The 21,274-nt window shown below is 75.6% G+C and carries 23 protein-coding genes; 8 read left to right on the top strand and 15 right to left on the bottom strand.

Annotated features, from left to right (window positions below; all coding sequences use genetic code 11):
• Position 1: 1 nt before the first annotated feature.
• Entirely contained in the window at positions 2-1,069 is a 1,068-nt protein-coding gene (locus PHY01_RS01555) for a class III extradiol ring-cleavage dioxygenase family protein (protein WP_141276374.1), read from the bottom strand.
• Between the two features lie 239 nt (positions 1,070-1,308).
• On the opposite strand from PHY01_RS01555, the gene PHY01_RS01550 reads away from it, so the two are divergent.
• Both PHY01_RS01550 and PHY01_RS01545 read left to right on the top strand, forming a co-directional pair.
• A complete protein-coding gene (locus PHY01_RS01550; protein WP_141276373.1) occupies positions 1,309-1,866 on the top strand; it encodes a MarR family winged helix-turn-helix transcriptional regulator in 558 nt (185 codons plus the stop codon).
• A complete protein-coding gene (locus tag PHY01_RS01545; RefSeq protein WP_218029966.1) occupies positions 1,863-2,561 on the top strand; it encodes a class II aldolase/adducin family protein in 699 nt (232 codons plus the stop codon). Before PHY01_RS01550 ends, PHY01_RS01545 begins: the two co-directional genes overlap by 4 nt.
• 31 nt (positions 2,562-2,592) lie before the next feature.
• Here PHY01_RS01545 and PHY01_RS01540 read toward each other — a convergent pair whose 3' ends face one another.
• Both PHY01_RS01540 and PHY01_RS01535 read right to left on the bottom strand, forming a co-directional pair.
• A complete protein-coding gene (locus tag PHY01_RS01540) occupies positions 2,593-2,982 on the bottom strand; it encodes a pilus assembly protein CpaE (protein ID WP_141276372.1) in 390 nt (129 codons plus the stop codon).
• Positions 2,979-3,338, bottom strand: a complete 360-nt coding sequence (locus tag PHY01_RS01535; protein WP_141276581.1) for a DUF2237 family protein — start codon at positions 3,336-3,338, stop codon at positions 2,979-2,981. Before PHY01_RS01535 ends, PHY01_RS01540 begins: the two co-directional genes overlap by 4 nt.
• A gap of 35 nt (positions 3,339-3,373) precedes the next feature.
• On the opposite strand from PHY01_RS01535, the gene PHY01_RS26125 reads away from it, so the two are divergent.
• Positions 3,374-3,535 carry a hypothetical protein gene (locus PHY01_RS26125; RefSeq protein ID WP_170183596.1) on the top strand — a complete coding sequence of 54 codons (162 nt, stop codon included), beginning with the start codon at positions 3,374-3,376 and terminating at the stop codon, positions 3,533-3,535.
• Between the two features lie 11 nt (positions 3,536-3,546).
• Here the strand turns inward: PHY01_RS26125 and mshC are convergent, their stop codons facing one another.
• The 7 genes from mshC to PHY01_RS01500 form a co-directional block, all read right to left on the bottom strand.
• Complete coding sequence (mshC, locus tag PHY01_RS01530; RefSeq protein WP_141276371.1) at positions 3,547-4,785, bottom strand: cysteine--1-D-myo-inosityl 2-amino-2-deoxy-alpha-D-glucopyranoside ligase; 1,239 nt, start codon at positions 4,783-4,785, stop codon at positions 3,547-3,549.
• A 21-nt stretch (positions 4,786-4,806) separates the two neighbouring features.
• Positions 4,807-5,478, bottom strand: a complete 672-nt coding sequence (locus PHY01_RS01525) for a GNAT family N-acetyltransferase (protein ID WP_246085619.1) — start codon at positions 5,476-5,478, stop codon at positions 4,807-4,809.
• Positions 5,479-5,481: 3 nt separating this feature from the next.
• The gene (locus PHY01_RS01520; RefSeq protein WP_141276370.1) at positions 5,482-5,907 is read right to left on the bottom strand and encodes an SRPBCC domain-containing protein; all 426 of its coding nucleotides are present in this window, start codon (positions 5,905-5,907) and stop codon (positions 5,482-5,484) included.
• A 60-nt stretch (positions 5,908-5,967) separates the two neighbouring features.
• On the bottom strand, positions 5,968-6,966 hold the full coding sequence (locus PHY01_RS01515) for a MerR family transcriptional regulator (RefSeq protein ID WP_141276369.1): 999 nt from the start codon (positions 6,964-6,966) through the stop codon (positions 5,968-5,970).
• Complete coding sequence (locus PHY01_RS01510) at positions 6,960-7,601, bottom strand: HEAT repeat domain-containing protein (RefSeq protein ID WP_141276368.1); 642 nt, start codon at positions 7,599-7,601, stop codon at positions 6,960-6,962. The genes PHY01_RS01515 and PHY01_RS01510 overlap by 7 nt, the downstream gene beginning before the upstream one ends.
• 107 nt (positions 7,602-7,708) lie before the next feature.
• Positions 7,709-9,655 carry a vWA domain-containing protein gene (locus PHY01_RS01505; RefSeq protein ID WP_141276367.1) on the bottom strand — a complete coding sequence of 649 codons (1,947 nt, stop codon included), beginning with the start codon at positions 9,653-9,655 and terminating at the stop codon, positions 7,709-7,711.
• Between the two features lie 9 nt (positions 9,656-9,664).
• Positions 9,665-10,555, bottom strand: a complete 891-nt coding sequence (locus PHY01_RS01500) for an alpha/beta fold hydrolase (RefSeq protein WP_141276366.1) — start codon at positions 10,553-10,555, stop codon at positions 9,665-9,667.
• A gap of 77 nt (positions 10,556-10,632) precedes the next feature.
• Between PHY01_RS01500 and PHY01_RS01495 the strand changes: the two genes are divergently transcribed.
• The 3 genes from PHY01_RS01495 to PHY01_RS01485 all read left to right on the top strand — a co-directional run bounded on the left by PHY01_RS01495 (position 10,633) and on the right by PHY01_RS01485 (position 14,466).
• Complete coding sequence (locus PHY01_RS01495; RefSeq protein ID WP_141276365.1) at positions 10,633-11,886, top strand: NUDIX hydrolase; 1,254 nt, start codon at positions 10,633-10,635, stop codon at positions 11,884-11,886.
• Between the two features lie 10 nt (positions 11,887-11,896).
• Positions 11,897-13,678 carry an ABC transporter ATP-binding protein gene (locus tag PHY01_RS01490; protein WP_170183595.1) on the top strand — a complete coding sequence of 594 codons (1,782 nt, stop codon included), beginning with the start codon at positions 11,897-11,899 and terminating at the stop codon, positions 13,676-13,678.
• Between the two features lie 119 nt (positions 13,679-13,797).
• On the top strand, positions 13,798-14,466 hold the full coding sequence (locus PHY01_RS01485; protein WP_141276363.1) for a pentapeptide repeat-containing protein: 669 nt from the start codon (positions 13,798-13,800) through the stop codon (positions 14,464-14,466).
• Between the two features lie 27 nt (positions 14,467-14,493).
• On the opposite strand, the gene PHY01_RS01480 is transcribed toward PHY01_RS01485, so the two are convergent.
• A complete protein-coding gene (locus tag PHY01_RS01480; RefSeq protein ID WP_141276362.1) occupies positions 14,494-15,879 on the bottom strand; it encodes an ATP-binding protein in 1,386 nt (461 codons plus the stop codon).
• Positions 15,880-15,978: 99 nt separating this feature from the next.
• On the opposite strand from PHY01_RS01480, the gene PHY01_RS01475 reads away from it, so the two are divergent.
• Both PHY01_RS01475 and PHY01_RS01470 read left to right on the top strand, forming a co-directional pair.
• A complete protein-coding gene (locus PHY01_RS01475; RefSeq protein ID WP_141276361.1) occupies positions 15,979-17,301 on the top strand; it encodes an MFS transporter in 1,323 nt (440 codons plus the stop codon).
• Between the two features lie 78 nt (positions 17,302-17,379).
• On the top strand, positions 17,380-18,441 hold the full coding sequence (locus PHY01_RS01470; RefSeq protein WP_141276360.1) for a fatty acid desaturase family protein: 1,062 nt from the start codon (positions 17,380-17,382) through the stop codon (positions 18,439-18,441).
• A 3-nt stretch (positions 18,442-18,444) separates the two neighbouring features.
• Here PHY01_RS01470 and PHY01_RS01465 read toward each other — a convergent pair whose 3' ends face one another.
• The 4 genes from PHY01_RS01465 to PHY01_RS01450 all read right to left on the bottom strand — a co-directional run bounded on the left by PHY01_RS01465 (position 18,445) and on the right by PHY01_RS01450 (position 21,231).
• Positions 18,445-19,335: a M56 family metallopeptidase gene (locus PHY01_RS01465; protein WP_141276578.1), complete on the bottom strand. Its 891-nt coding sequence runs from the start codon at positions 19,333-19,335 to the stop codon at positions 18,445-18,447.
• A 25-nt stretch (positions 19,336-19,360) separates the two neighbouring features.
• Complete coding sequence (locus PHY01_RS01460; protein ID WP_141276359.1) at positions 19,361-19,702, bottom strand: BlaI/MecI/CopY family transcriptional regulator; 342 nt, start codon at positions 19,700-19,702, stop codon at positions 19,361-19,363.
• Between the two features lie 32 nt (positions 19,703-19,734).
• The gene (locus tag PHY01_RS27310; protein WP_246085618.1) at positions 19,735-20,430 is read right to left on the bottom strand and encodes a L,D-transpeptidase; all 696 of its coding nucleotides are present in this window, start codon (positions 20,428-20,430) and stop codon (positions 19,735-19,737) included.
• A gap of 75 nt (positions 20,431-20,505) precedes the next feature.
• A complete protein-coding gene (locus tag PHY01_RS01450) occupies positions 20,506-21,231 on the bottom strand; it encodes an enoyl-CoA hydratase (RefSeq protein ID WP_141276358.1) in 726 nt (241 codons plus the stop codon).
• Between the last annotated feature and the right edge of the window lie 43 nt (positions 21,232-21,274).

Below are 21,274 nucleotides of genomic sequence, written 5' to 3'. Positions count from 1 at the left end.
CCTACGGTTCGTAGGTCACGAACACCTTGTTGGAGTTGAAGACGTCGGTCGGGGTGAAGTCGCTCCACGTCGGCGTCGGCCTGCCGAGGGCCTCCATGGCGCCGAGCAGCGGGAACCAGTTGAGCAGTTCCTGCTGGCCGGACTCCTCGATGGACTCCAGCGGCGTGCCGCGCCACTCGTCGAGGTCGCCCTTGACCAGCGCGTCGTAGAGCCGCAGGTCGGCCGCGGTGTCGGGGCGCAGCCGGTAGGTCGGGTCGCAGAGGAAGGCGTGCGACCAGCTCGAGGACGCCACCAGCGCGATTCGCCACGGCGAGTCGGCCAGGATCCGTGCCGCCGCGGCACCCACGTCCATGAGCCGGCGGGGCTGCGGCGACGGCGGGTCCAGCTCCCTGGTCTCGCCCAGCCTGCTGGTGAACCCGCGGTAGCTCACGACGCGGCGGCCGTAGCAGTTGATCGGGAACGGGATCACCGGGTAGGGGAAGCCCGCCCGGTGGTAGTCGAGGTAGAGGACCGCGTTGAGGAACGCGTGCGGCAGACCGGGGTGGTGGAGCTTCTCGTAGGCGTAGGCCGCGTCGACGCCCTGCTCGAGCAGGCCTGTCACGAGATGCTTGGCGATGTCGGGCCTGCCGCGCACCGCGAAGACCGTGTCCGCGGGCTCCCCCCACGCGTTGGGCTTGCCCACCATGTCCGAGGACTCGGACGCCTGCGCCCACGGGCGGACCTCCATGTCCTCGTAGGCGAGCACCGCGTAGGGCGGGATGATGTCCTCGCGGAAGTTCTCGTACTGGTCGTCGCCCCAGATCAGCACCGCGTCGGGCTGGAAGTCGTCGAGCGCGGCACGGGTCCGCTCGAAGCCCGCCACGAGGGCCGCCCGGTGCTCCGGCGCCGCGGACGCGCCCTGGTCCTGGCCCCACTCGCGCTGCATGAGCGCCGGCCAGTTCGCCGGGTCGCGCTGGCTGTCGGGGATCGCCGGGTCCTGCAGCGTCCACCGCAGGATCCCCGCCATGTCCTGGTCCGTGCCCCCGAAGGGCGGGTAGTGGGACAACCCGATCCCGAGAATCTCTGCCACCGGTCCACCTCTCTGTGTGACGTCAGCCACCGGTGCAGAAGTATTCATAGTTGGTAACTATCAGTCAAGACGACTTTTATCGATGGCGACTACTTTCCCGGAGGCCGCGCTCCTGCCATCATGTGACGGCGGCCGAACCGATCCGAGCGGCCCTGCGCGACGCCCTGCGGCGGCGCAGCGGCGCCGGTCGGAGCCGCTCCCATCCGTTTCCGGGACAAGAGCTCACGTGAGGAAGGCCCATGACCCGAGGCCCCCGCAGGTCGTCGCTGAGCATCGGTGAACAGGTCGAGATCGCCACCCGCGAGTTCGGGACCGACCTCGATCCGACAGTCCTCGCGCTCACCCTGACGCTGTACCGCACGACCGCGGTCTACGACCGGGCGCACACCGCCGAGCTCGCCCCGCACGACATCACGCTGCGCCAGTTCAACGTCCTCACGGTGCTGCACCGGGCCGACGGAGCACTGACGATGGCCGAGCTGGGCGACGCGGTCGCGGTGCGCCCCGGCAACCTGACCAGCGTGGTCGACGGCCTGCGGCGGCGCCGGCTGGTCGACTGCGCGGTCAACCCCGACGACCGGCGCTCCTTCCTCGTCTCCATCACCGAGGCGGGCACCGAGTTCCTCGCCGGGTTCCTGCCGGGGCACTGGCGCTACCTCGAGCTGCTGACCGGCGGACTCAGCGCCGACGAGAAGGAGACCCTGGTGCACCTGCTGGAGAAGCTGCTCGGCTCCGTCCAGGACGCCGCGGGCGCGGGCGGACGCGACGGGCTCGCGACGTCCGCGCAGAACGCGTGAACACGCTGCAGTGCGGCGGCGTCGACGCCGCGGCCCGCTCGGTCCGGATCGCGGCCCGCTCCCTGTCCCGGGCCGGCCTCGTGCACGCCTACGGACACGTCTCGGTACGCCTGGACGCGGACACGTTCCTGGTCTGCCCACCCGTGCCGATGGGCCTCGTCCCTGCGGGCGTCCCGTGCACCCGGGTGCCCGTCCGTGGTCAGCTGCCCGCGGGCGTGCTCGGCGAGGTGCGCCTGCACCAGAGCGTCTATGCCCGCCGCGCCGACGTCGGTGCGGTCTGCCGGATCCAGTCGCCGCAGGTCATGGCGTTGTCGGCGCTGCGCCGGGTGCCCCGCGCCCGGCACGGCTTCGGCTGCTACCTCGCGCCGCGGGTGGCCCTGTGGGACGACGTGCAGCTGCTGCGCGACACCGCCGCCGCCGACGCCCTCGCCGACGAGCTCGGTGACGGCGCCGCCATCGTCATGCGCGGCAACGGGGCCGTCGTGGTCGGCTCCTCGATCGAGCGCGCCGTGGTCCTGAGCTGGTACCTCGAGGACGCCGCCCGGGTCGAGCTGGAGGTCCACCGCGCCGGCGCCGCCGACAGCGCCCCGGTGATCCCCGACGACGAGGCCGCCCGCCGGGCCGTGTGGTCCGGCGGGATCGCCGAGCGCATGTGGGCGCACCTCACCGCGGCCGACCCCGAGTCCGCACCCTGACCCTCGTGGTCACGCTGACGCCCTCCGGGCCTCAGCGGCCGAGCAGCGACAGCACCGCGCGGGCGTAGGCGCGCTCGGCGTCGACGTCGACGTGGCGGGCCCCGTCGGCGGTGACCACGGCCCAGCCGTCGCCGACCGGCTCCAGCGACCGGAACGCCGTCCCGAGTGCCGCCCGGAGCTGGCCCTCGTGGGGCAGCCACACCGCCGCCTCGACGTCGACGCTGTCCAACGCCCACTCGGTGGTGCCGTTGAAGCGCAGGACACGCCCGCCCGGGCCGTCGTGCACCTCGATCGTCAGCTCGCTGACGACGAACACCTCGCCGTCCATGTCGCGGCCGGCGAGGACGAAACGGTCGCCCGACGCCGGCGACCACTCCAGCCCGGCCGCCCGCAGCCGCAGCGCGAGCTCCGGGGTGATCACGTGCTCGCGTGCGCCGTCAGGTCGGCCAGGTCGATCCACTCCAGCGTGCGGGCGTGGGTGGCCTCCAGCACGACCGGCGGCGCGACGCCCGCCTCCCTGGCCTCCGCCCACCGCGACGCGCACAGGCACCAGCGGTCACCCGGGCGCAGCCCGGGGAAGCCGTACTCCGGCCGCGGCGTCGACAGGTCGTTGCCCGCCGCGGCGCTGAACTCCAGGAACTCCGCGGTGACCTGCGCGCACACGGTGTGGACCCCGGCGTCCTCGCCGCCGGTGTCGCAGCACCCGGTGCGGTAGAAGCCGGTCATCGGGTCGGTGCCGCAGACCACCAGGTCGCCGCCGAGCACGTTGTGGGCCATGTGGAACATGCAACCAGAACGGGTACGCCCCCGGTATGGCCCACCAACCCGACCCCGACGGCCCCCTCAACCCCGACGCACCCGATCTCGATCTCGACGTCCCCGTGCCCGGCTCGCCCGCGGAGACCACCGCCGACCCGTCCGGGCCCGACGACGCCGGCGACCCCGACGACGACACGCCGGAGCCCCCGGACTGAACGACCCGCCCTCAGAGGCGGATGCCCAGCAGCGCGTCGATCGCGTCACGGGCCAGCGCCGTGGCGTCCCCGTCGGTGCCGCGGCGCTCCAGCGCCGCGGCGGCCCACGCGTCGACGGCCGCCAGCGCCCGCGGGGTGTCGAGGTCGTCGGCGAGGTGGGTGCGCAGGGCAGTCACCAGGTCGTCGGCAGGCGGTGCCGCCGGCAGCGCGACCGCCTCGCGCCACCGGGCCAGCCGGGCGTCCGCCTCCTCGAGCAGGGCCCCGGTCCAGGCGCGGTCGGTGCGGTAGTGCCCGGCCAGCAGCGCCGCCCGGATCGCGTTCGGGTCGACGCCCTGCGAGCGCAGCTTGGACACGAACACCAGGTTGCCGCGGGACTTCGACATCTTCTCGCCGTCGAGGCCGATCATCCCGGTGTGCGTGTAGTGCCGCGCGAAGGGGTGCACCCCGGTGAACGCCTCGGCGTGGGCCGCGCCGCACTCGTGGTGCGGGAAGATCAGGTCGGAGCCGCCGCCGTTGAGGTCGATCTGCGGGCCGAGGCGGTTGAGCGCGATCGCGGTGCACTCGACGTGCCAGCCCGGCCGCCCGGGCCCCAGGTCGGACTCCCAGTGCGGCTCGCCGTCGCGGGCCATGCGCCACAGCAGCGGGTCGAGCGGGCTGCGCTTGCCGGGCCGGTCGGGGTCGCCGCCGCGCTCGGCGGAGAAGCGCAGCATCGTCTCCTCGTCGTAGTTCGACTCGTAGCCGAACCGCCCGGTGACGGCGGCGTCGAAGTAGACGTCGGGGAACTGCGGGTCGTCGACGCGGTAGGCCGCTCCGGAGGCCAGCAGCTTGCCGACCAGCTCGGAGATCTCCCCCATCGCCTCGACCGCACCGATGTAGTGCCGCGGCGGGAGGACCCGCAGCGCCTCCATGTCCTCGCGGAACAGCGCCGTCTCCCGCATCCCGAGCACGACCCAGTCGTCCTGGTCGCGGGCGGCGCGCTCGAGCAGCGGATCGTCGATGTCGGTGACGTTCTGCACGTAGTGCACCTCGTGCCCGAGGTCGCGCCACACCCGGTTGACCAGGTCGAACGCCAGATACGTGGCGGCGTGACCGAGGTGGGTGGCGTCGTAGGGCGTGATGCCGCAGACGTACATCAGCGCCTCGCGGCCGGGCGCGGTGGGCCGGATACGGCCGGTGGAGGTGTCGTACAGGCGCAGGGGCGGGCCCTCGCCGGGCACGAGCGGGACGTCGACGGAGGCCCAGGTGTGCATACCCGACAACCTACGCGGGCCTCACCACCACTCCGGTGCGAGCTTCGCCTCGATGTCGCGGACGTGGCGCCGGGTGCAGTCCGGGCAGAGCCACCCCTCCGGCCCCCGCGACCACGCCGGGTCGGCCCCCTCCCGCTCGGCCGGGCAGCGGGCGCACCGCCGCGGCCGGTCGATCCGGTGGACGACGTGCCGGCCGTCGTCGACGGGGTTGTCCGGCGTGAAGTGACCCTGCGCGACGCGGACGAACCCGGCCTTCTCCAGCGCCCGCCACGACGCGACGTTGCCCGCGGCCACCGCCACGATCACGCACGGGGCGTCCGGGTGGGCCCGCCAGGTGTCGGCGACCAGCGACCGGATCATCGGCGTGCCGAGGCCGCGGCCGGGCTCGGCGACCAGGTAGTCGATCGTCACCGCACCGTCGGGCACCTCGGTGACCGCCGCGAACGCCGCGTGCTCGTCGGGGTAGGCGTCGATCCGGCACCGCTGCGCCAGGCCGAAGGGCCGCCCGTCGAGGGAGGCGACGAGGTCCTCCGCGGGCTCCTCGCCGCGCAGGGTCGGCCCGAAGTCGCGCTCGACGGCCTCGGGCGAGGTCTCGTGGTTCCACCACCGGGCGACCGTGGGCTCGGCGAGCCAGCGCCCCAGCATCGGGAGGTCCCCGGCCGTGGCCGGCCGCCAGGTGATCCGCCCGGCCACGGGTCAGCCGCGCACCGCGGCCGCGGCGACGGCGTCCCCGAACTGCTCGAAGGAGTCGGTCATGTCCGGCACGAACCGGCCGACCAGCGGCGCGAGCGGGCCGCCGAACACCTCCGCCATCGTGAAGTCGGTGCGGCCGCCGTCCAGCGGGGCCAGCGTGAACGTCCGGACGCCGCGGTACAGGCCGAGCGGCAGCCCGCCGGACCAGACCATCGTCCGCGGCGCGTCGAGGCGGTCGACGGTGAGGGTGAACGTGCGGTCCGGGGCGACGACCGAGACCATCGCGAGCTTCTCCCCCACCGCGATCCGGCCGCCCAGCGACACCACCGCCGGGTTCCAGGACGGGTAGGCGGGCGCGTCGGTCAGCAGGTCCCACACGGTCTGCGGGTCGGCGTCGACCACCCGGTGCACGCGGTACGAACTGGGCACGGCTCCTCCTCGGCTACGGCGGCCGACCGTAGTACCGCCGAGCCCGGCGCGACAGGCCCGTCACCGGCCGTCGTGCACCCGCAGCACGTAGGCCGCGGTGAGCGCCACGGCCCGGTCGTCGTCGCGCGCCAGCACCGCCAGCGCCCGTCGGGTCACCGGCCCGGGGACCTCCGCCATGGCCTGGGCCAGCCGTCGACGGGCCGGCGGCCCGGCGCCGTCGAGCGCCCCGACGAGGTCGTCCGCGACCTGCCCGGCCACCGCGGGGTCGGCCGCCAGCACACCCAGCGCGTCGGCGGCATCGACGTCGTCGGCGCCGTCGACGACCATCCCGACGAGCGTGGGGATCGCGGCGACCGACCCGCGGGCCCCGAGCGCCGATGCCGCGCACCGGCGCACCGCGGCGTCGGGGTGGGCGAGGGCGTCGTGCAGCGCGGCGGTCGCCGCCGCGTCCGGGATCTCGACCAGTGACCGCACCGCCCGCTCGCGCACCGCCGCCGCGGGCGAGCCGAGCCCGTCGGCGAGCCGGGCGACCGCGGCGCCGCCCGCCCGCGCCAGCGCCCACCGCAGGGCCCCGGCGACGTGCGGGTCCGCCTCGCCCAACACCGCGTCGGCCAGCGCGTCGACGGGCACCGTTCCGTCGTCGGCGGTGGACAGGGCCGCCTGCTGGCGGCGCCCGGCGCTGTCGGAGGCCAGCGACCGCAACAGCGCGACGATCCGCAGCACGTCCGCCCAGTCGGCCGGCCCCGCCGAGCCGACGCCGCGCAGCCGGGTGAGCAGCTCCGTCTCGTCCGCGATGCGGGCGCGGGTGCGGCGGACGAGGTCGTCGACCAGCTCGGCTGGGGCGAACGCGGGGTCGTCCAGCGCGCGCCCGACCTCCCGCAGCGACAGCCCGAGCGACCGCAGGCTCTCGACGTGCAGGAGCCGCCGGACGTCCTCCCCCGAGTACTCCCGGTAGCCGGACGCGCTGCGCCCCGTCGGCCGGACCAGGCCCAGCGACTCGTAGTGCCGCAGCATGCGCGCGCTGACCCCGGAGCGGCGGGCCACCTCCCCGATCAGCACCCGTCCGCCGTCCCCCGCCCGCCGAGGGCGACGACACGCCGGGCATGCTCGACCGCGGAGGCGAACCCGGCGTCCGGATCGCGCCACAGCCGCCGCGTGGCGTTCGCGTGGGCCCGCACGAGCGGGTCAGGGTCCGCCGTCGCGGCCCGCAGCACCGGATCCGCCGTCCCGCCGAGCGCGACCAGCGCCCGGGACAAGCTGAGCCGCACCTCCGGCCCGCCGCGCCCGAGCTGCGTCGCCAGCACGGTGGCCAGCGCGGGCCGGCCGTCGTCGGGGACGAGGACGACGGCCGCCCGCCAGGCGCTGCGCGCCACCTCGTCGTCGGGGTCGGTGAGCAGCCGCCGGGTGATCGCCGGCCACGCCGTCCGGTCGCCGATCTTGGACAGCGTGTGCAGCGCCTGGCTGCGTGCCTGCGCGCGGTCCGAGCGGAGCTCCTCGACCAGCCGCGGGACGGTGAGCGCCTGCGGGTGGCGCAGCAGCGCCCACGTCAGCATCTCGCGCACCGAGAGGTCGGGCTCGGTCGCACAGCGCTCCACGAGCCCGGCGACGTGCCGCGCGTCCGGACTCGTGCCGATCGCCAGCGCCGCCCGCAGCCGCACCGACGGGTCCCCGTCCACCAGCCCCGACACGGTCATCCGGACCACCTCCTCGTCCCCAGTGAAGACCGTGACACCGTGTCAGGGTCAACCCCGGAGGAGCCGGCGCGCTCCGCACGCCGCTCGCCGCGCTCGACCGCTGAGGGTCAGCGGCGGGTGCGAAGGTAGTCGGCCACGACCTCGGCGCCGAGGCCGTCGAGGGTGGGGGCGACGACCCGCCCGCCGCACCGACGCGCCACCCCGTCCATGAACGCGGCCAGCCGCGGGTCGTCGCCGAGGACGAAGAAGGTGAACGACGCCCGCAGGCCGGTGAGCCGGTCGACCTCCGCGATGGTGGCGCGCAGCGTCGCCGGGCTCGTCGGGTAGTCGAAGTCGGCGTGCCCGTCGGGTTCCAGGTGCGCGGTGGGCTCCCCGTCGGTGACGACGAGCACCACCGGCTGGGCGTCGGGGTTGCGGCGCAGGTGGGCACCCGCGAGCAGCAGCGCGTGGTGCAAGTTGGTGCCCTGCTCGTAGGCGCCGTCGAGGCCGACCAGCTCGCCCAGCTCGACCGACCGCGCGTGCCGGCCGAACGTGATCAGCTTCAGGTCGTCGCCGCGGAACCGGGTGGAGATCAGCTGGTGCAGGGCCAGCGCGGTGCGCTTCATCGGCACCCAGCGCCCGTCCTGCACCATCGACCACGAGGTGTCGACGCACAGCGCGACGCAGGCGCGGGTCTTCTGCTCGGTCTCGATGATCTCCACGTCGGTGACGTCGAGCTGCCGGGAATCGCCGCCCGCCCGCCGCAGCTGCGCGTTGAGCAGGGTGCGGGGCACGTTCCACGCCTCGGTGTCGCCGAACGCCCACGGCCGCGTGGCGCCGGTGGCCTCCCCCGCCGCCCCGGAGCGGTGGGTGTCACGCTCGCCGCGCCGGGCCCCGATCCGGTCGACGACTTCGCGCAGCGCCGACTCCCCCAGCCGCCGCAGCGCCTTCGGGGACAGCTGCAGCGACCCGTCCGCGGCGCGCTCGAACAGCCCCTGCCGCTGCAGCTCGCGTTCCAGGTCGGCCAGCGCGCGGGCGTCGACGCGGGCCTGGTCGCCCAGGTGCCTCCCGACCGCGTCGAGGTCGATGTCCTCCAGCCGCGCGCCCGGGTAGCTCTGGGAGAGCTGCTCGGCCAGCGCGTCGAGCTGCCCGAGCTCCTCCATCGCGCGGGTCGCCTCGCCCATGCCCATCGGGTTCTCGCCGCGGAACCGGCCCCGCCCGTCCCAGTCCTCGCCGGGGCGCAGGCCCTGCAGCTGGGCGTCGAGCTGCGCCATCGCCTGCGCGAGCCGGGGGTCGCCGAACGCCTGCTGCGACAGCTCCATGAGCTCCCGGCGCTGGGCCTCGGTCATCGAGTTGAGCATCCGCTGGGCGGCGGCGGCGCGCTGGGCCAGGAGGTCGACCAGCTCCTCGGTGTTCTGCGGGTTCTCCGGGAAGTGCTCGCCGTGGCGGGCCATGAACTCGGCGAACCGCTCGGTGGTGTCCTGCCCGGCGGCGTGCTCGGCCAGCAGCGCGTTGAGGTCGTCGAGCATCTGCCGGATGCGCTCGACGTCCTCCGGCGTGGCGTTCTGCATCGCCTGCTTCATCCCGGCGAAGCGCTGGTCGAGCATCTCCCGGCCGAGCAGGTCGCGGATCTCCTCGTAGGCCTCCCGGGCGTCGGAGCTCTGCCAGTCGTACTCGTTCAGCTCGCGGACGGCGCCGCCGGTGTCGGTGGGCAGGGCGTCGAGCTGCATCTCCCGGAACCGGGCGTCGTCGGTGTCCTGGCGGCCGAGCGAGTCGCGCTCGGCGTCCAGCGCGCGCTGCAGCAGCTCCCGGACCTCCTGCAGCGTGCCGTCGAGCCGGTTCTCCCGCTGCAGCCGGCTGCGCCGCTGGTAGAGCTCACGGGTCAGCTCGTCGAGGCCCCGGCGGTTCTCCATGCCGCGCCGCAGCAGCTCCTGCAGCGCCGACCGGGGGGACGAGCCCTCCATGACGTCGCGGCCGATCTCGTCCATCGCCGCGCGCAGGTCGAACGGCGGCGCCAGCGGGTCGGGGCCGTCGACGTAGCGGCCGTAGCGGTAACCGGGGCGTCGTCGTGTCACCCCTCCACGCTACGTCCGCGCACCCCGGTCGTGCTCGTCGTCGATCCGGCGCAGGAAGGGCCCGAGCTCGGCCAGGAACCGGTCGCGGGCCTCGATCTGCACCCAGTGGCCGCACCCGTCGAGCAGGACGGCGCGGGCGTCGGGCATCGCGGCGGCGGCCCGCAGCGAGTCCCGCGGGTCGACGAGCCGGTCCTGCCGGCCGTGGACGAACAGCGCCGGGGCCCGGATCCGCCCGACGCGCCCGCTCAGGTCGTTGCGCATCCGCCACGGCCCGACCGTGGCCTGGTTGTAGCGCAGGTACCCCGTGGGTGCGCGCCGCGACTCCCGCACCATCTCCTCGCGGACGGCCGGCGGCACGCTCGCCGGGTCGTGCACCATGGCGCGGACCGCGGCGCCGGTGAACCGGCCCGCCAGCCGCAGCGCGGGCAGCAGCACCGCGTCGGGGAGCCGGCAGGCGAGCCAGGCCAGCGGGTGCAGCACCCGGTTCCCGGCGTACGCGGCGAGCCCGCCCGGTGCCACCGCGACGAGCCCGGCGACCGCCCCGGGGTGGCGCAGCGCCACGTTGAGCACGACGTCGCCGCCCATCGACACCCCGATCCAGACGGCCGGGCCGGCACCGGCGACGGCGACCGCGAGATCGGCCATGGCGGCGGGCGAGCCGTCGACGGGCACGCCGTCGGTGCGGCCGAAGCCCGGCAGGTCCGGGGCGAGCACCGGACGTGACCGGGCCAGCTCGCCGAACACCTCGAACCACGAGATCGCCGCGTTGTCCGGGCCGCCGCCGTGCACCAGGACGACGGGGACCCCGCCGGGCCCGCCGCCACGCAGGACGCGGACCCGGCCCCCGGCGTGCGCGACGAACCCGACCCGGGCGCCGGCGGGGACGAGCGGTGCGGTCACCCCGCCATCGTGCCGGATGAGAGGCCGCTCACCGGCCGTTCATGCACACGCCATCCCCCGTCCGGACCCTCGTCGTCATGGACAGTGCGCCGCCCCTCACCCCCAGCATCGGTTCCGTCGCCCGCACCCGGCTGGCCGGGGACGCGGCCACCGTCGTCGGCTGGCTGCGGGTGCTCACCCGGGAGGACGGCGCCGCGGAGGTGGCGGCGGCGCTCGACGCGCTGGTGGCGCTGCGCACGGACCTGCGGTCGCTGCGCCCGGTCCTGGACAAGGAGTGGACGGTCGCGCTGCGCGGCGGCCTCGACGAGATGACGGGCGTGCTCGCGCGGATCGCCGCGCTGGACGGGGAGTCCCGGCTGCTGCTGGAGTGCGGTGGCGACGGCCCGGCCCGGGAGATCCTCCGCGCGACGGCCGCCGAGCGGGCCGCGCTGGTCGCGGCCGTCCCGGCGGCGCTGGACCCCGAGACCGGCGCGGCGCTGGCCTTCCTCGCCTCCGGGCGCGAGCCGGCCCCGCTGCGGGCCGCCGCGCCCGTCGGCGACCCCGGGCTGCCGGCCGCGGTCCTGCTGCCGCCGATGCTGCACCGCCGGTGGCGCAAGCTGGTGAAGGAGACCCCGGTGCAGGACCTGGAGTCGCTGCACCGCCGGGCGGCCGAGCTGGTCGTCGTCGTCGAGGTGGCGGCCCGGCTGGAGTTCCCGGTGATCGGGCTCTGGCCCGCCGCCGACGCCCTGCGGACGGCGGCGGCCGCGGCGCTGCGGGTCTGCGCCGCCCACGAGCTGAAGCAGCGGCTGCCCGCCTGCCCGACCCGCCGGGAGCTGGCGCGGATCGTCACCCGGCGGGTGTGGGTGACCCGGCAGGTCGAGAAGGCGCTGGCCGGGGTGGCCGCGCTGGGCCACCTGCTGCCCGCCGACGACGACGGCCCGGCCAAGGTGGCCGGGGGCGGGCTGGTGGCGCGACCCGGACCGGCCGGGCCCGAGGTCCTCCTCGTGCACCGGGTGCGCCACGGCGACTGGTCGATCCCGAAGGGCGCCACCGCCCCGGGGGAGACCGTGCAGGAGTGCGCGCTGCGCGAGGTGCGCGAGGAGACCGGGCTGCGCTGCCGGATGGGCGCGGAGATCCACTCGGTGCGCTACCGCGACCGCAACAACCGGGCCAAGCACGTCCGGTTCTGGCACATGACCCCGGTCGGGACCGCGGCGCCGCCCGACCCCGCCGAGATCGACGAGGTGCGCTGGGTCCCGCTCGACGACGCGCCCGCCCTGCTCACCCGCGGGCGCGACCGGGCCGTCGTGGCGGCCTTCGCCCGCGAGCACGGAGCGGGGCGGGCGGCCTGAGATGTTCTCCGTGCTCTGGCGCTTCCGCGCCACCCTGGCCCCCCACCGCCGCGAGCTCACCGTCGGCGGGCTGCTCGTCCTCGCCGGCGCCGGACTGGCCCTCGCCCTGCCGTGGCCGCTCAAGATCGTCGTCGACCACCTGCTGCAGGACCGGCCGTTCGGGCCGCTGTCCGGCGGCGTCCTGCTGGGGGCGTGCATCGCCGCGATGTGCGGGCTCGCCGCCCTCGGCGCCCTGACCACCTACCTCGCCGAGCGCGCGCTCGCGGGCGTCGGGGAGCGGATGCTGGCCGACCTGCGCACGGCGACCTTCGCGCACCTGCAGCGGCTGTCGCTGGACTACCACCAGACCCAGCGGGTCGGCGACCTGGGCAACCGGCTCACCAACGACGTCAACACGATCCAGAGCCTGCTGGTCGCGGTGCTGTCGGTGCTGCTGCCCAACGCGACGCTGCTGGTCGGCATCCTGGTCATCTCGGTGCTCATCGACCCGTTCTTCGCGCTGCTCTCGGTGCTGGTCGTGCCGCCGCTCTACCTGGTGCTGGTGCGCTACCGGAGGATCATCAAGAGCTGGGCGGCCACCGCGCGCAGGGAGGAGGGCCGCGTCGCCTCGCACGCCTCCGAGGTGCTCTCGGCGATCCGGCTGGTCAAGTCCCACTCCGGCGAGGGCCGCTCGGAGCGCCGCTTCCGGTCCTTCTCCGACGCGCGGCTCGCCGCCGGGCTGCAGCGCGTCGACTTCGCGGCGCGGCTGCCCGCCGCCGTCGACGTCATCGTGCACACCGGACGGGCGGTGGTGCTGCTCGTCGGCACGCTGCGGGTGCTCGACGGGTCGATGGAGCTGGGCCTGCTGCTGGTCTTCCTGGCCTACAACGAGAAGCTCTACCAGCCGGTGAAGCAGCTCGCGAAGCTGCAGACGACGATCAGCAAAGGGCAGGCGGGCGCCGACCGGGTGCTGGAGGTGCTCGCCGTCGAGGCCGCCGTGCGCGACGCCCCGCACGCCCGCCCGCTGCACCACCTGCGCGGCCACGTCGCCCTGCGCGGGGTCACCTTCGGCTACGACCCGGACCGCCCGGTCCTGCACGACGTCACCCTCACCGCGCAGCCCGGGCAGCTGATCGCGCTCGCCGGGCCGACCGGCGCCGGGAAGTCGACGGTGGGCGGCCTGATCCCGCGCCTGTACGACGTGCAGTCCGGCACGGTGACCCTCGACGGGCACGACGTGCGGGACCTGACGCTGGACTCCGTCCGCGACCAGGTGTCGCTCGTGCCGCAGGACGCGGTGCTGATGTCGGGCACCATCCTGGACAACATCGCCTTCGGTGCCCCCCACGCCACCCGCGAGCAGCTGGTCGAGGCGGCGAAGGCGGCCTACGTCGACGAGTTCGTCGACCGGCTGCCCGACGGCTACGACACCGAGGTGCACGAGCGCGGCGGCTCGCTGTCGGGCGGGCAGCGCCAGCGCATCGCGATCGCGCGGGCGCTGGTCCGCGACACCCCGGTCGTCATCCTCGACGAGCCGACCTCCGGGCTCGACGCCGTCAGCGAGGCGCTGGTGATGAAGGGCCTGGAGCGGCTCACCGCGGGCCGCACGGTGATCGTGGTGGCGCACCGGCTGTCCACGCTGCGCAGGGCCGACCGCATCTACGTCATCGACCGGGGCCGGGTCGTCGACGCCGGGACGCACGCCGAGCTGGCCGCCCGGCCCGGGGTGTTCCGCGACATGAACCTGCTGCTGAGCTACCAGGCGACCGCGACCCGGCCGTCGCCGCGCCCCCGCCTGAAGGCCGCCGGCTGACGCCGCCCACCCGCCACCCCGTGAGTCGCAGTGGGGTGGCTCCACTCCAACCGGGTTGCAGTGGAGCCACCCCACTGCGACTCCTGGGGGCGTTCCGTGCGGTGGGTAGGGTCCGGCGCATGGCTCGGGCCCGGCGCACACGACCCACCAAGCTGCTCCCGGACCCGCCCGACACGCCGTCGCGCTGGGATCCCGCGCCCGAGCTCGCCGAGGACGGGGCCGTGTGGGACGGGCTCGACGCCGGCGCCGGGGTCGAGGTACCACCGCACGTCGCCGACCTGGACCTGCGCGAGTGCCGCTGGACCGGGGCCGATCTGAGCGGGCGGGTGCTCACCGGGTTCCGGGCCCGCGACACCCGCTTCGAGCACTGCGACCTGTCCGGGGCCGTCCTCGACGACGCGGTGCTGCGCCGGGTCGCCTTCACCGACTGCCGGCTCACCGGGGCGTCCTTCGCCGGGGCGCGCCTGGACGACGTGCGGATCACCGACAGCAGCGCCGACCTCACCGGCTTCCGGATGGCGACGGGCACGTTCCTGCTGGTCGAGAACACCTCGCTGCACGCGGCCGACCTCTACTCCTTCACCGCCTCGGGCTGTGCGTTCCTCGGCTGCGACCTGCGCGAGGCGTCGTTCCAGGAGGCCCGCATGGCCGGTACCCGGCTGCACGGCTCCCGGCTCGACGACGTGCGCGGCGCGATGTCGCTGGCCGGTACCCGGATCAGCCCCGAGCAGCTCGTCCCGCTCGGGGCCGCGCTGCTCGGGGTGCTGGGCATCGAGGTGACGGACTGACCTCGCGCGGCGCCGTCGGCGATCTCGTCAGCCGTAGCTGACGGTGTCGTCGTCGGCGGTGTCCTTGGCCAGGCGGCGGGTGAGGAACAGCAGCTCGCACGCCAGCTCCGCGGCGCTGGCCATCCGGCCGGGGTCCTCGGTGCCACCCGCGTCGAGGCGCTTGGCGATCTCGGTGAGCGCGTCCACCGGGGGCAGCGCGGCGACGACCTCGGCGGCCGACACCCGCTCCCCCGTGCGCACCGGCGCGGCGGCGACGGCCTCGGCCAGCGGGTTGAGGTCGATGCCGCGCAACCGGGCCCGGGCCGTGTCGGCGGTGGCCCGGCGCAGCAGGTGCTCCATGTGCTCGATCTCGCGGCCCTCCTCGCCGGAGGCGAACTCCAGCTTCCCGCGCAGCACGGTGGGCACCGACTCCAGGTCGACGGGCCGGGCGACGGCGGGCGACTCGCCGGTGATCGCGGCGCGACGCAGCGCGGCGGCCGCGACGGTCTCCGCGGCGGCCACCGAGAACCGCGCCGACACCCCTGATCCCTGGTCGACCGCGCTCGACTCGCGCAGCGCCCTGGTGAACCGGGCGATGATCTCCAGCAGGTGCCGCGGCACGTCGGCGACCAGGTGCGCCTCCTGCTCCACCAGCGTGATCTCGTCGGTGAGCTCGAGGGGGTAGTGCGTGCGCACCTCCGCGCCGAACCGGTCCTTGAGCGGGGTGATGATCCGCCCGCGGTTGGTGTAGTCCTCGGGGTTGGCACTGGCCACGAGCAGGATGTCCAGCGGCAGGCGCAGCGTGTAGCCGCGCACCTGGATGTCGCGCTCCTCCATCACGTTGAGCAGCGACACCTGGATGCGCTCGGCCAGGTCGGGCAGCTCGTTGATCGTGACGATCCCGCGGTGCGCCCGCGGGACCAGCCCGTAGTGGATCGTCTCCGGGTCGCCCAGCGAGCGGCCCTCCGACACCTTGACCGGGTCGATGTCGCCGATCAGGTCGGCCACCGCGGTGTCGGGCGTGGCCAGCTTCTCGGTGTAGCGGTCGTCGCGGTGGCGCCAGTCGACGGGCAGGTCGTCGCCGAGCTCGTCTGCGCGGCGCCGGGAGGCGGGCGTGATCGGGTCGTAGGGGTGCTCGCCCAGCTCGGAGCCGGCGATGACGGGCGTCCACTCGTCGAGCAGGTTCGTGATCGAGCGCAGCAGGCGGGTCTTGCCCTGCCCGCGCTCGCCGAGCAGCACGACGTCGTGCCCGGCGATCAGCGCCCGCTCCAGCTGCGGGAGCACGGTGGACTCGAATCCGACGATGCCGGGCCACGGGTCGCGGCCCGCGCGCAGGGCGTCGAGGAGGTTGGCGCGGATCTCGTCCTTGACGCCGCGCAGCTCGTGACCGGAGGCGCGCAGGGCGCCGAGGGTGCGGGGGAGATCATGGGGCACCTCTCCACGCTACGCCCGCGGGCCCGGCTCGGCCTGCGGACCGACGGACGGGCCCCGGGCCGGGAATGTTCCGCCGCCGCCCGATCGTTGGCATAGGACATGCATTCGCCCGGGCGTACCGCCGTCCTGCTCGGCCTGCTGTTCGGGCTCGCCGGCACCTCGACGTCCGCGGTGACGGTGGCGCTGCCGCAGCTCGCCGGGCAGCTGGGGATCACCGCCGCCACCGCGGCCTGGATCGTCAGCGGCTACACCGTCGCACTGGCCGTGGCGACCCCGCTGCACGGCCGCCTCGCCGACATGGCCGGCATCCGGCTGCCGCTCACCGTCGGCGTGGCGATGATGGGCGCCGGCGCGGTCGGGGCGGCGCTCGCCCCGAACTTCCCGGTCCTGATGGTGGCGCGGGTCCTGCAGGGCGCCGGGGCCGCGTCGGTCGCGGTGCTGGGGACGGCGCTGATCAGCGCCCGCTGGAGCGGGGAGACCCGGGGGGCGGCGCTCGGGCGGGTGGCCGGGGTCGCGGGGACGCTCAGCGCGCTGGGCCCGCTGCTCGGCGGCGCGCTGGTGGCACTGGGCGGGTGGCGCTGGTCGGTCGCACTGCCGGTCGCCGGGTTGCTGGCGATCCCCGCACTGTGGCGCGGCGCCCCCGCGGGCGGCAGCGGCGAGCCCGTCGACAAGGTCGGTGCGCTGCTGGTGGCGCTGGCCGCGTCCGGGCTGGTCCTGCTCATCCAGTCGCCGTCGGCCGGTGTCGTCACCGGGTCGATCGGTGCGGTCCTGCTCGTGACCGGGGTGCCCGCCGTCGCCTGGTGGGTGCGCCGCCGCCCGGACGGCTTCCTGCCCCGCTCGATCGTCACCAACGTGACGGTGCTGCGCAGCGCGTTCGCCGCCGCCGCGGTGCCCGCCAGCTGGTTCGCCCTGCTGCTCGGCGTGCCGCTGGCCGCCGCGTCCTGGGGGTGGACCCCGCTGGCCACGGGCACGCTGCTGGTGCCCGCGGCGGTCGTCGGGTTCTTCTCGCCACCGATCGCGCGCCGCCTGCTCGCCCGCCTCGGCGGCCGCCGGACGATCGCCCTGGCCTGCCCGACGGCCGTGGTCGCGCTGCTGGTCGCGGCCCTGGGCGGGGTGCTGGCGTCACCGTGGCTGCTCGCGCTGGCCGTCGTGCTCGTCACGGTCGCGTTCGGCGTCGGCCAGCCGGCGATGATCTCCTCGGTCGGCGCGGCGGTGCCCGGCGCCCAGCGGGGGGTGGCGCTCGGGATCGCCACGCTGGTGTTCCTGACCGGCGCGGGCGTCGGGGCGGCCCTGGTCGGTGGCCTGGGCAGCGTCATCGGCGTGCCCGCGGCCTTCTGCCTGCTCGGCGCGCTGCCCGTGCTGGGCATACTCGCGCTGCTCGCGGGCGGCCCGGACCGGGTGGAACCGGTCGTTCCGGGCTAACCTGGACCTCGCCGTCCGAGCGACCGAGATTCCCGTCGTGCCGCGGTGTGGAATTCCGCACGAGGGACGGGGAGACACATGAGTGCAGACGGCCGGAGCCCGGTGCCGTTCCCGGGCCGCGAGGCGGCGACCGCCGTCGGGACCCGCACCGGGAGCGACTTCGCCCGGCTCGCGCACCGGATCGGCGCCGCCGGGCTGCTCGACCCGGCGCCCGCCCACTACGTGGGCCGCTCCGTGACGCTGGGCGCGGTCGCCGCCGCGACGGTCGCGGCGTTCGTGGTGCTCGGCGACTCCTGGTGGCAGCTGCTCGTCGCGGCCGTGGCCGCGGTCGTCTACGGGCAGGTGGCGCTGCTCGCCCACGACGTGGCCCACCGCCAGGTGTTCCGCACCCGGCGCGCCGCCGAGCTCACCGGGCGGCTGATCGGCAACCTGGGCATCGGCATGTCCTACGGCTGGTGGATGCGCAAGCACACCCGCCACCACGCCGACCCCAACCTCGTCGGCCGCGACCCCGACGTGGCACCGGGCACGATCGTGTTCACCCCCGAGCACGCCCGGGACAGCCGGGGGATCGCCCGCCTCCTGGTCCGCCACCAGGACGCGCTGTTCCTGCCGTCGATCACCCTGGCCGGGCTCGACCTGCGCCGGGCGAGCGTCCACGGCCTCCTCCGCGGCCGCATGCCGTGGCGCCGCACCGAGCTGGCCCTGATCGCCGGGCACGTCGGCGGCTACCTCACCGCGCTGTTCGTGGTCCTGCCGCCCGGGCTCGCCGTCGCCTTCCTCGCCGTGCACCAGTGCCTGTTCGGGGTCTACCTCGGCTCGATCTTCGCCCCGAACCACAAGGGCATGCTGATGCCGGCCGAGCGGATGGACTTCCTGCGCAAGCAGGTCCTGACCTCGCGCAACGTCCGCGGGGGCCGGTTCACCGACGGGCTGCTCCACATCGCGATGGGCGGGCTGAACCACCAGATCGAGCACCACCTGTTCCCGTCGATGCCCACGCCGCGCCAGCGCCGCGCCCGGGTCGTCGTCCGGCAGTTCTGCGCCGAGATCGGCGTGCCGTACCACGAGACCACGCTGCTCGGGTCGTGGTCGGAGATGCTCACCGCCCTGCGCGTGGCGGCCGCGCCGCTGCGGTGACGCTCAGCTGAGCAGCAGCAGCGCCGTCGGCACCGCCACCAGGGCGAGCGCGCCCAGGCGCACCAGCACCCGCACCGGGCGCCGCAGCGGGGGCGGGGGGTCGGTGATGCGGTCGAGCCTGCGGTCCAGCGCCGTGGTGAACGAGCTGAGCGCCGCCGCCGGGGCCGCGCCGCCCATCGTGCGCAACGCCCCCACCAGCTCCCCGGAACACGCCCCGGATGCCGCGACGTCGTCGGCCCGCATCTCGATCAGCGCGGCGACCGCCACCTGCGCGCACACCATGCCCTGCACGAACGGCGCCGTCGCCCCCCACGCGACGAACGGCAGCACCACGAGGTCGTGACGCTCACGCAGGTGGGCGCGCTCGTGGGCGAGCACGGCGCGGACCCCGGCCGGCTCGAGGGCGTCGAGGACGCCGGCCGAGAGCACCAGCCGCGACCGCAGCCCCGGCAGGCAGTAGGCCACCGGGACCGGGTGGTCGAGCACCCGGGCGCCGGGGGCGGCGGGCCACGGCGTGCCGAGGACGTCGAGCAGGTCGCGGTGCCGGCGCCGCGCCCGCTGGGTGCGCACCGTGACCGCGACGAGCACCCCGATCAGGCGCAGGGCGAGCAGCAGCGCCAGCGACAGCGCCACGACGTGGGTGACGCCGAGCCGGCCGGGCGCCGAGGCGTCGACGGCGGCCAGCGCGGCGGGCAGCGTCGGGCCCAGCGGCGCCAGCCCGTACACGACCCCGGCGCCGAGCAGCGACAGCCCGCCGGCCAGGCCGACCGCCTGCCACACCAGCAGCGCCCCGACCGGGTCGCGCGCGGGCCAGCGCGCACGGGCCAGCGTCCGGCTGGCCGGCTCGGCCAGGACGACGCCCAGGAGCAGCAGCCCGAGCGCGGTCAGCTCCATCACGCGGGGATTGTCGCAGGGCCCCTCAGTCGAGCAGGTCGCGCAGGGCGGCGCGCTCGTCGGCGGGGATCGAGCCCAGGAACCGGGCCAGCACGGCCCCCGGGTCGGGGGCGGCGTCGAGCGCGTCGCGCATCAGCTCGGCGACGTGGTCCTCGCGGCTGGCGACGGACCGGTAGCGGTGGGCGCGCCCCTCGCGCTCGCGGGTGACCAGGCCCTTGCGCTCCAGGCGGCCGAGCACGGTGAGAACGGTGGTGGTGGCGAGGTCGCGGGCGGCGAGGGCGTCCTGGACGCCGCGGGCCGTGAGGGGCGCCGCGGCCGCCCACAGCGTCTCCATGACCGCACGTTCGAGTTCACCGAGACTGGGCACGACACCATTCTACCCCCGGTAGAAGTGCGCGCCTAACGGATCTGCACCTCGTCGCCCACCTGCAGGTAGGCGAACCAGGCCTGCGCGTCGGCGTTCGTCAGCTTCACGCAGCCCGCCGAGTTGGTGTCCTGCGGACCCTCGTGGAAGGCGATGCCGCCCTCGGCGAAGAACACCGCGTACGGCATCTGCGTGAGGTACTCGCGGCTGGTCCACTGCTCGGCCTTCCACTCCACCCGGAACGTGCCGCGGGGGGTGGGGTCGATCTCGTCACCGATCATCACCGACACCGGCCCCCGGCGGACCGCACCGTCCTCGACCAGCCACGCGGTGCGGGCGTCGAGATCGACGCAGGCCTTGGCGGTGACCGTGCACGGGGTGCCCGCCACGAGCGCCGGGGCGGCCGCCACCCGGGCCGGCACGGCCGCCGGGGGCACCGCGCGCGAGGTCGCGGGCGAGGTCGTGGGTGCCGTCGTCGGTGCGGTCGTCGGCGCGGGCGCCGCGGAGCTGGTCGGAGCGGCCGCCTGCGACGTCGGCGGGGCGGAGCGGGTGGCCGGGGCGCTCGGCGCGGCCCGCGGCACCGGGGCGGCGGACGCGGCGGCCGGTACGGCCGCGGGCCCCTCGTCGGCGGTGCCGACACCGAGACCGACGCCGACCAGCACCGTGCTCACGAGCGCCGCGAACACGGCGCCCTGCGCGATGCGGCGCGTGCCGTGCGGGTGTGTCGCCACCAGTCGGGTCCCTTCCGGACTACTACACGGGTCAACGACCTGACGACGCCGTGGTGACGGCAAGTGTCGCAGCCCTCACCTTCCGTGGAAGATCGGGCTCCTCCCGGCCAGCCGCGCCTGCTGGCCCTCGTGCCGGTCGTCGCTGTTCCAGCAGTCCTCGAACGCCGCGAGCAGGGCCGGGTCGTCGTCGGCGAGATCGTCGCGGTCCAGCGCCAGGGCGTTGTAGCGCAGGGTGAGCGGGGCCAGCGTCGCGAGCTCCGTGGCCCAGGCCAGCGCGTCGGCCCGCTCGCCCAACCGGTCGACGAGCCCGCGCGCGTGCGCGAGATCGACGCCGATCCGGTCGCAGCCGACCAGGATCGCGCGGGCGGTGCCACCGCCGCTGAGCTGCGCGAGTCGCCGCACCGTCCACGGGTCGACGGCCAGCCCGATCCGGGCCGTCGGCACGCCGAACACCGCGCCGGGGGCGGCGACCCGCAGGTCGCAGGCGATCGCCAGCTGGGTGCCGGCCCCGATCGCCGGCCCGTTGACGGCCGCGACCACCGGCACGGGGGCCCCGGCGACGGACCGCAGCGCCGCGTGCAGGGCGTCGCGGAAGCCGTCGGTGTAGACCTCGCCGAAGTCGGCACCCGAGCAGAAGCTGCTGCCCGAACCGGTGACGACGATCGCCCGCACCCCGCCGTCGACCAGACCGGTGACGGCCTCGACGATCCGCCGGCACTGCGCGACGTCGAGGGCGTTGCGGCGGTCGGGCCGGTCGAGTTCGAGCAGTCCCACGGCGTCCGTGGTCGACACGTTGATCACGGACCGGAGGGTACGGGTCGGCGTCCACGACCCCTCGGCCGCC

It is taken from the genome of Pseudonocardia hydrocarbonoxydans (assembly GCF_006539565.1).
Taxonomy (GTDB): Bacteria; Actinomycetota; Actinomycetes; order Mycobacteriales; family Pseudonocardiaceae; genus Pseudonocardia; species Pseudonocardia hydrocarbonoxydans.
This window is presented reverse-complemented; position numbering and strand designations above follow the sequence as displayed.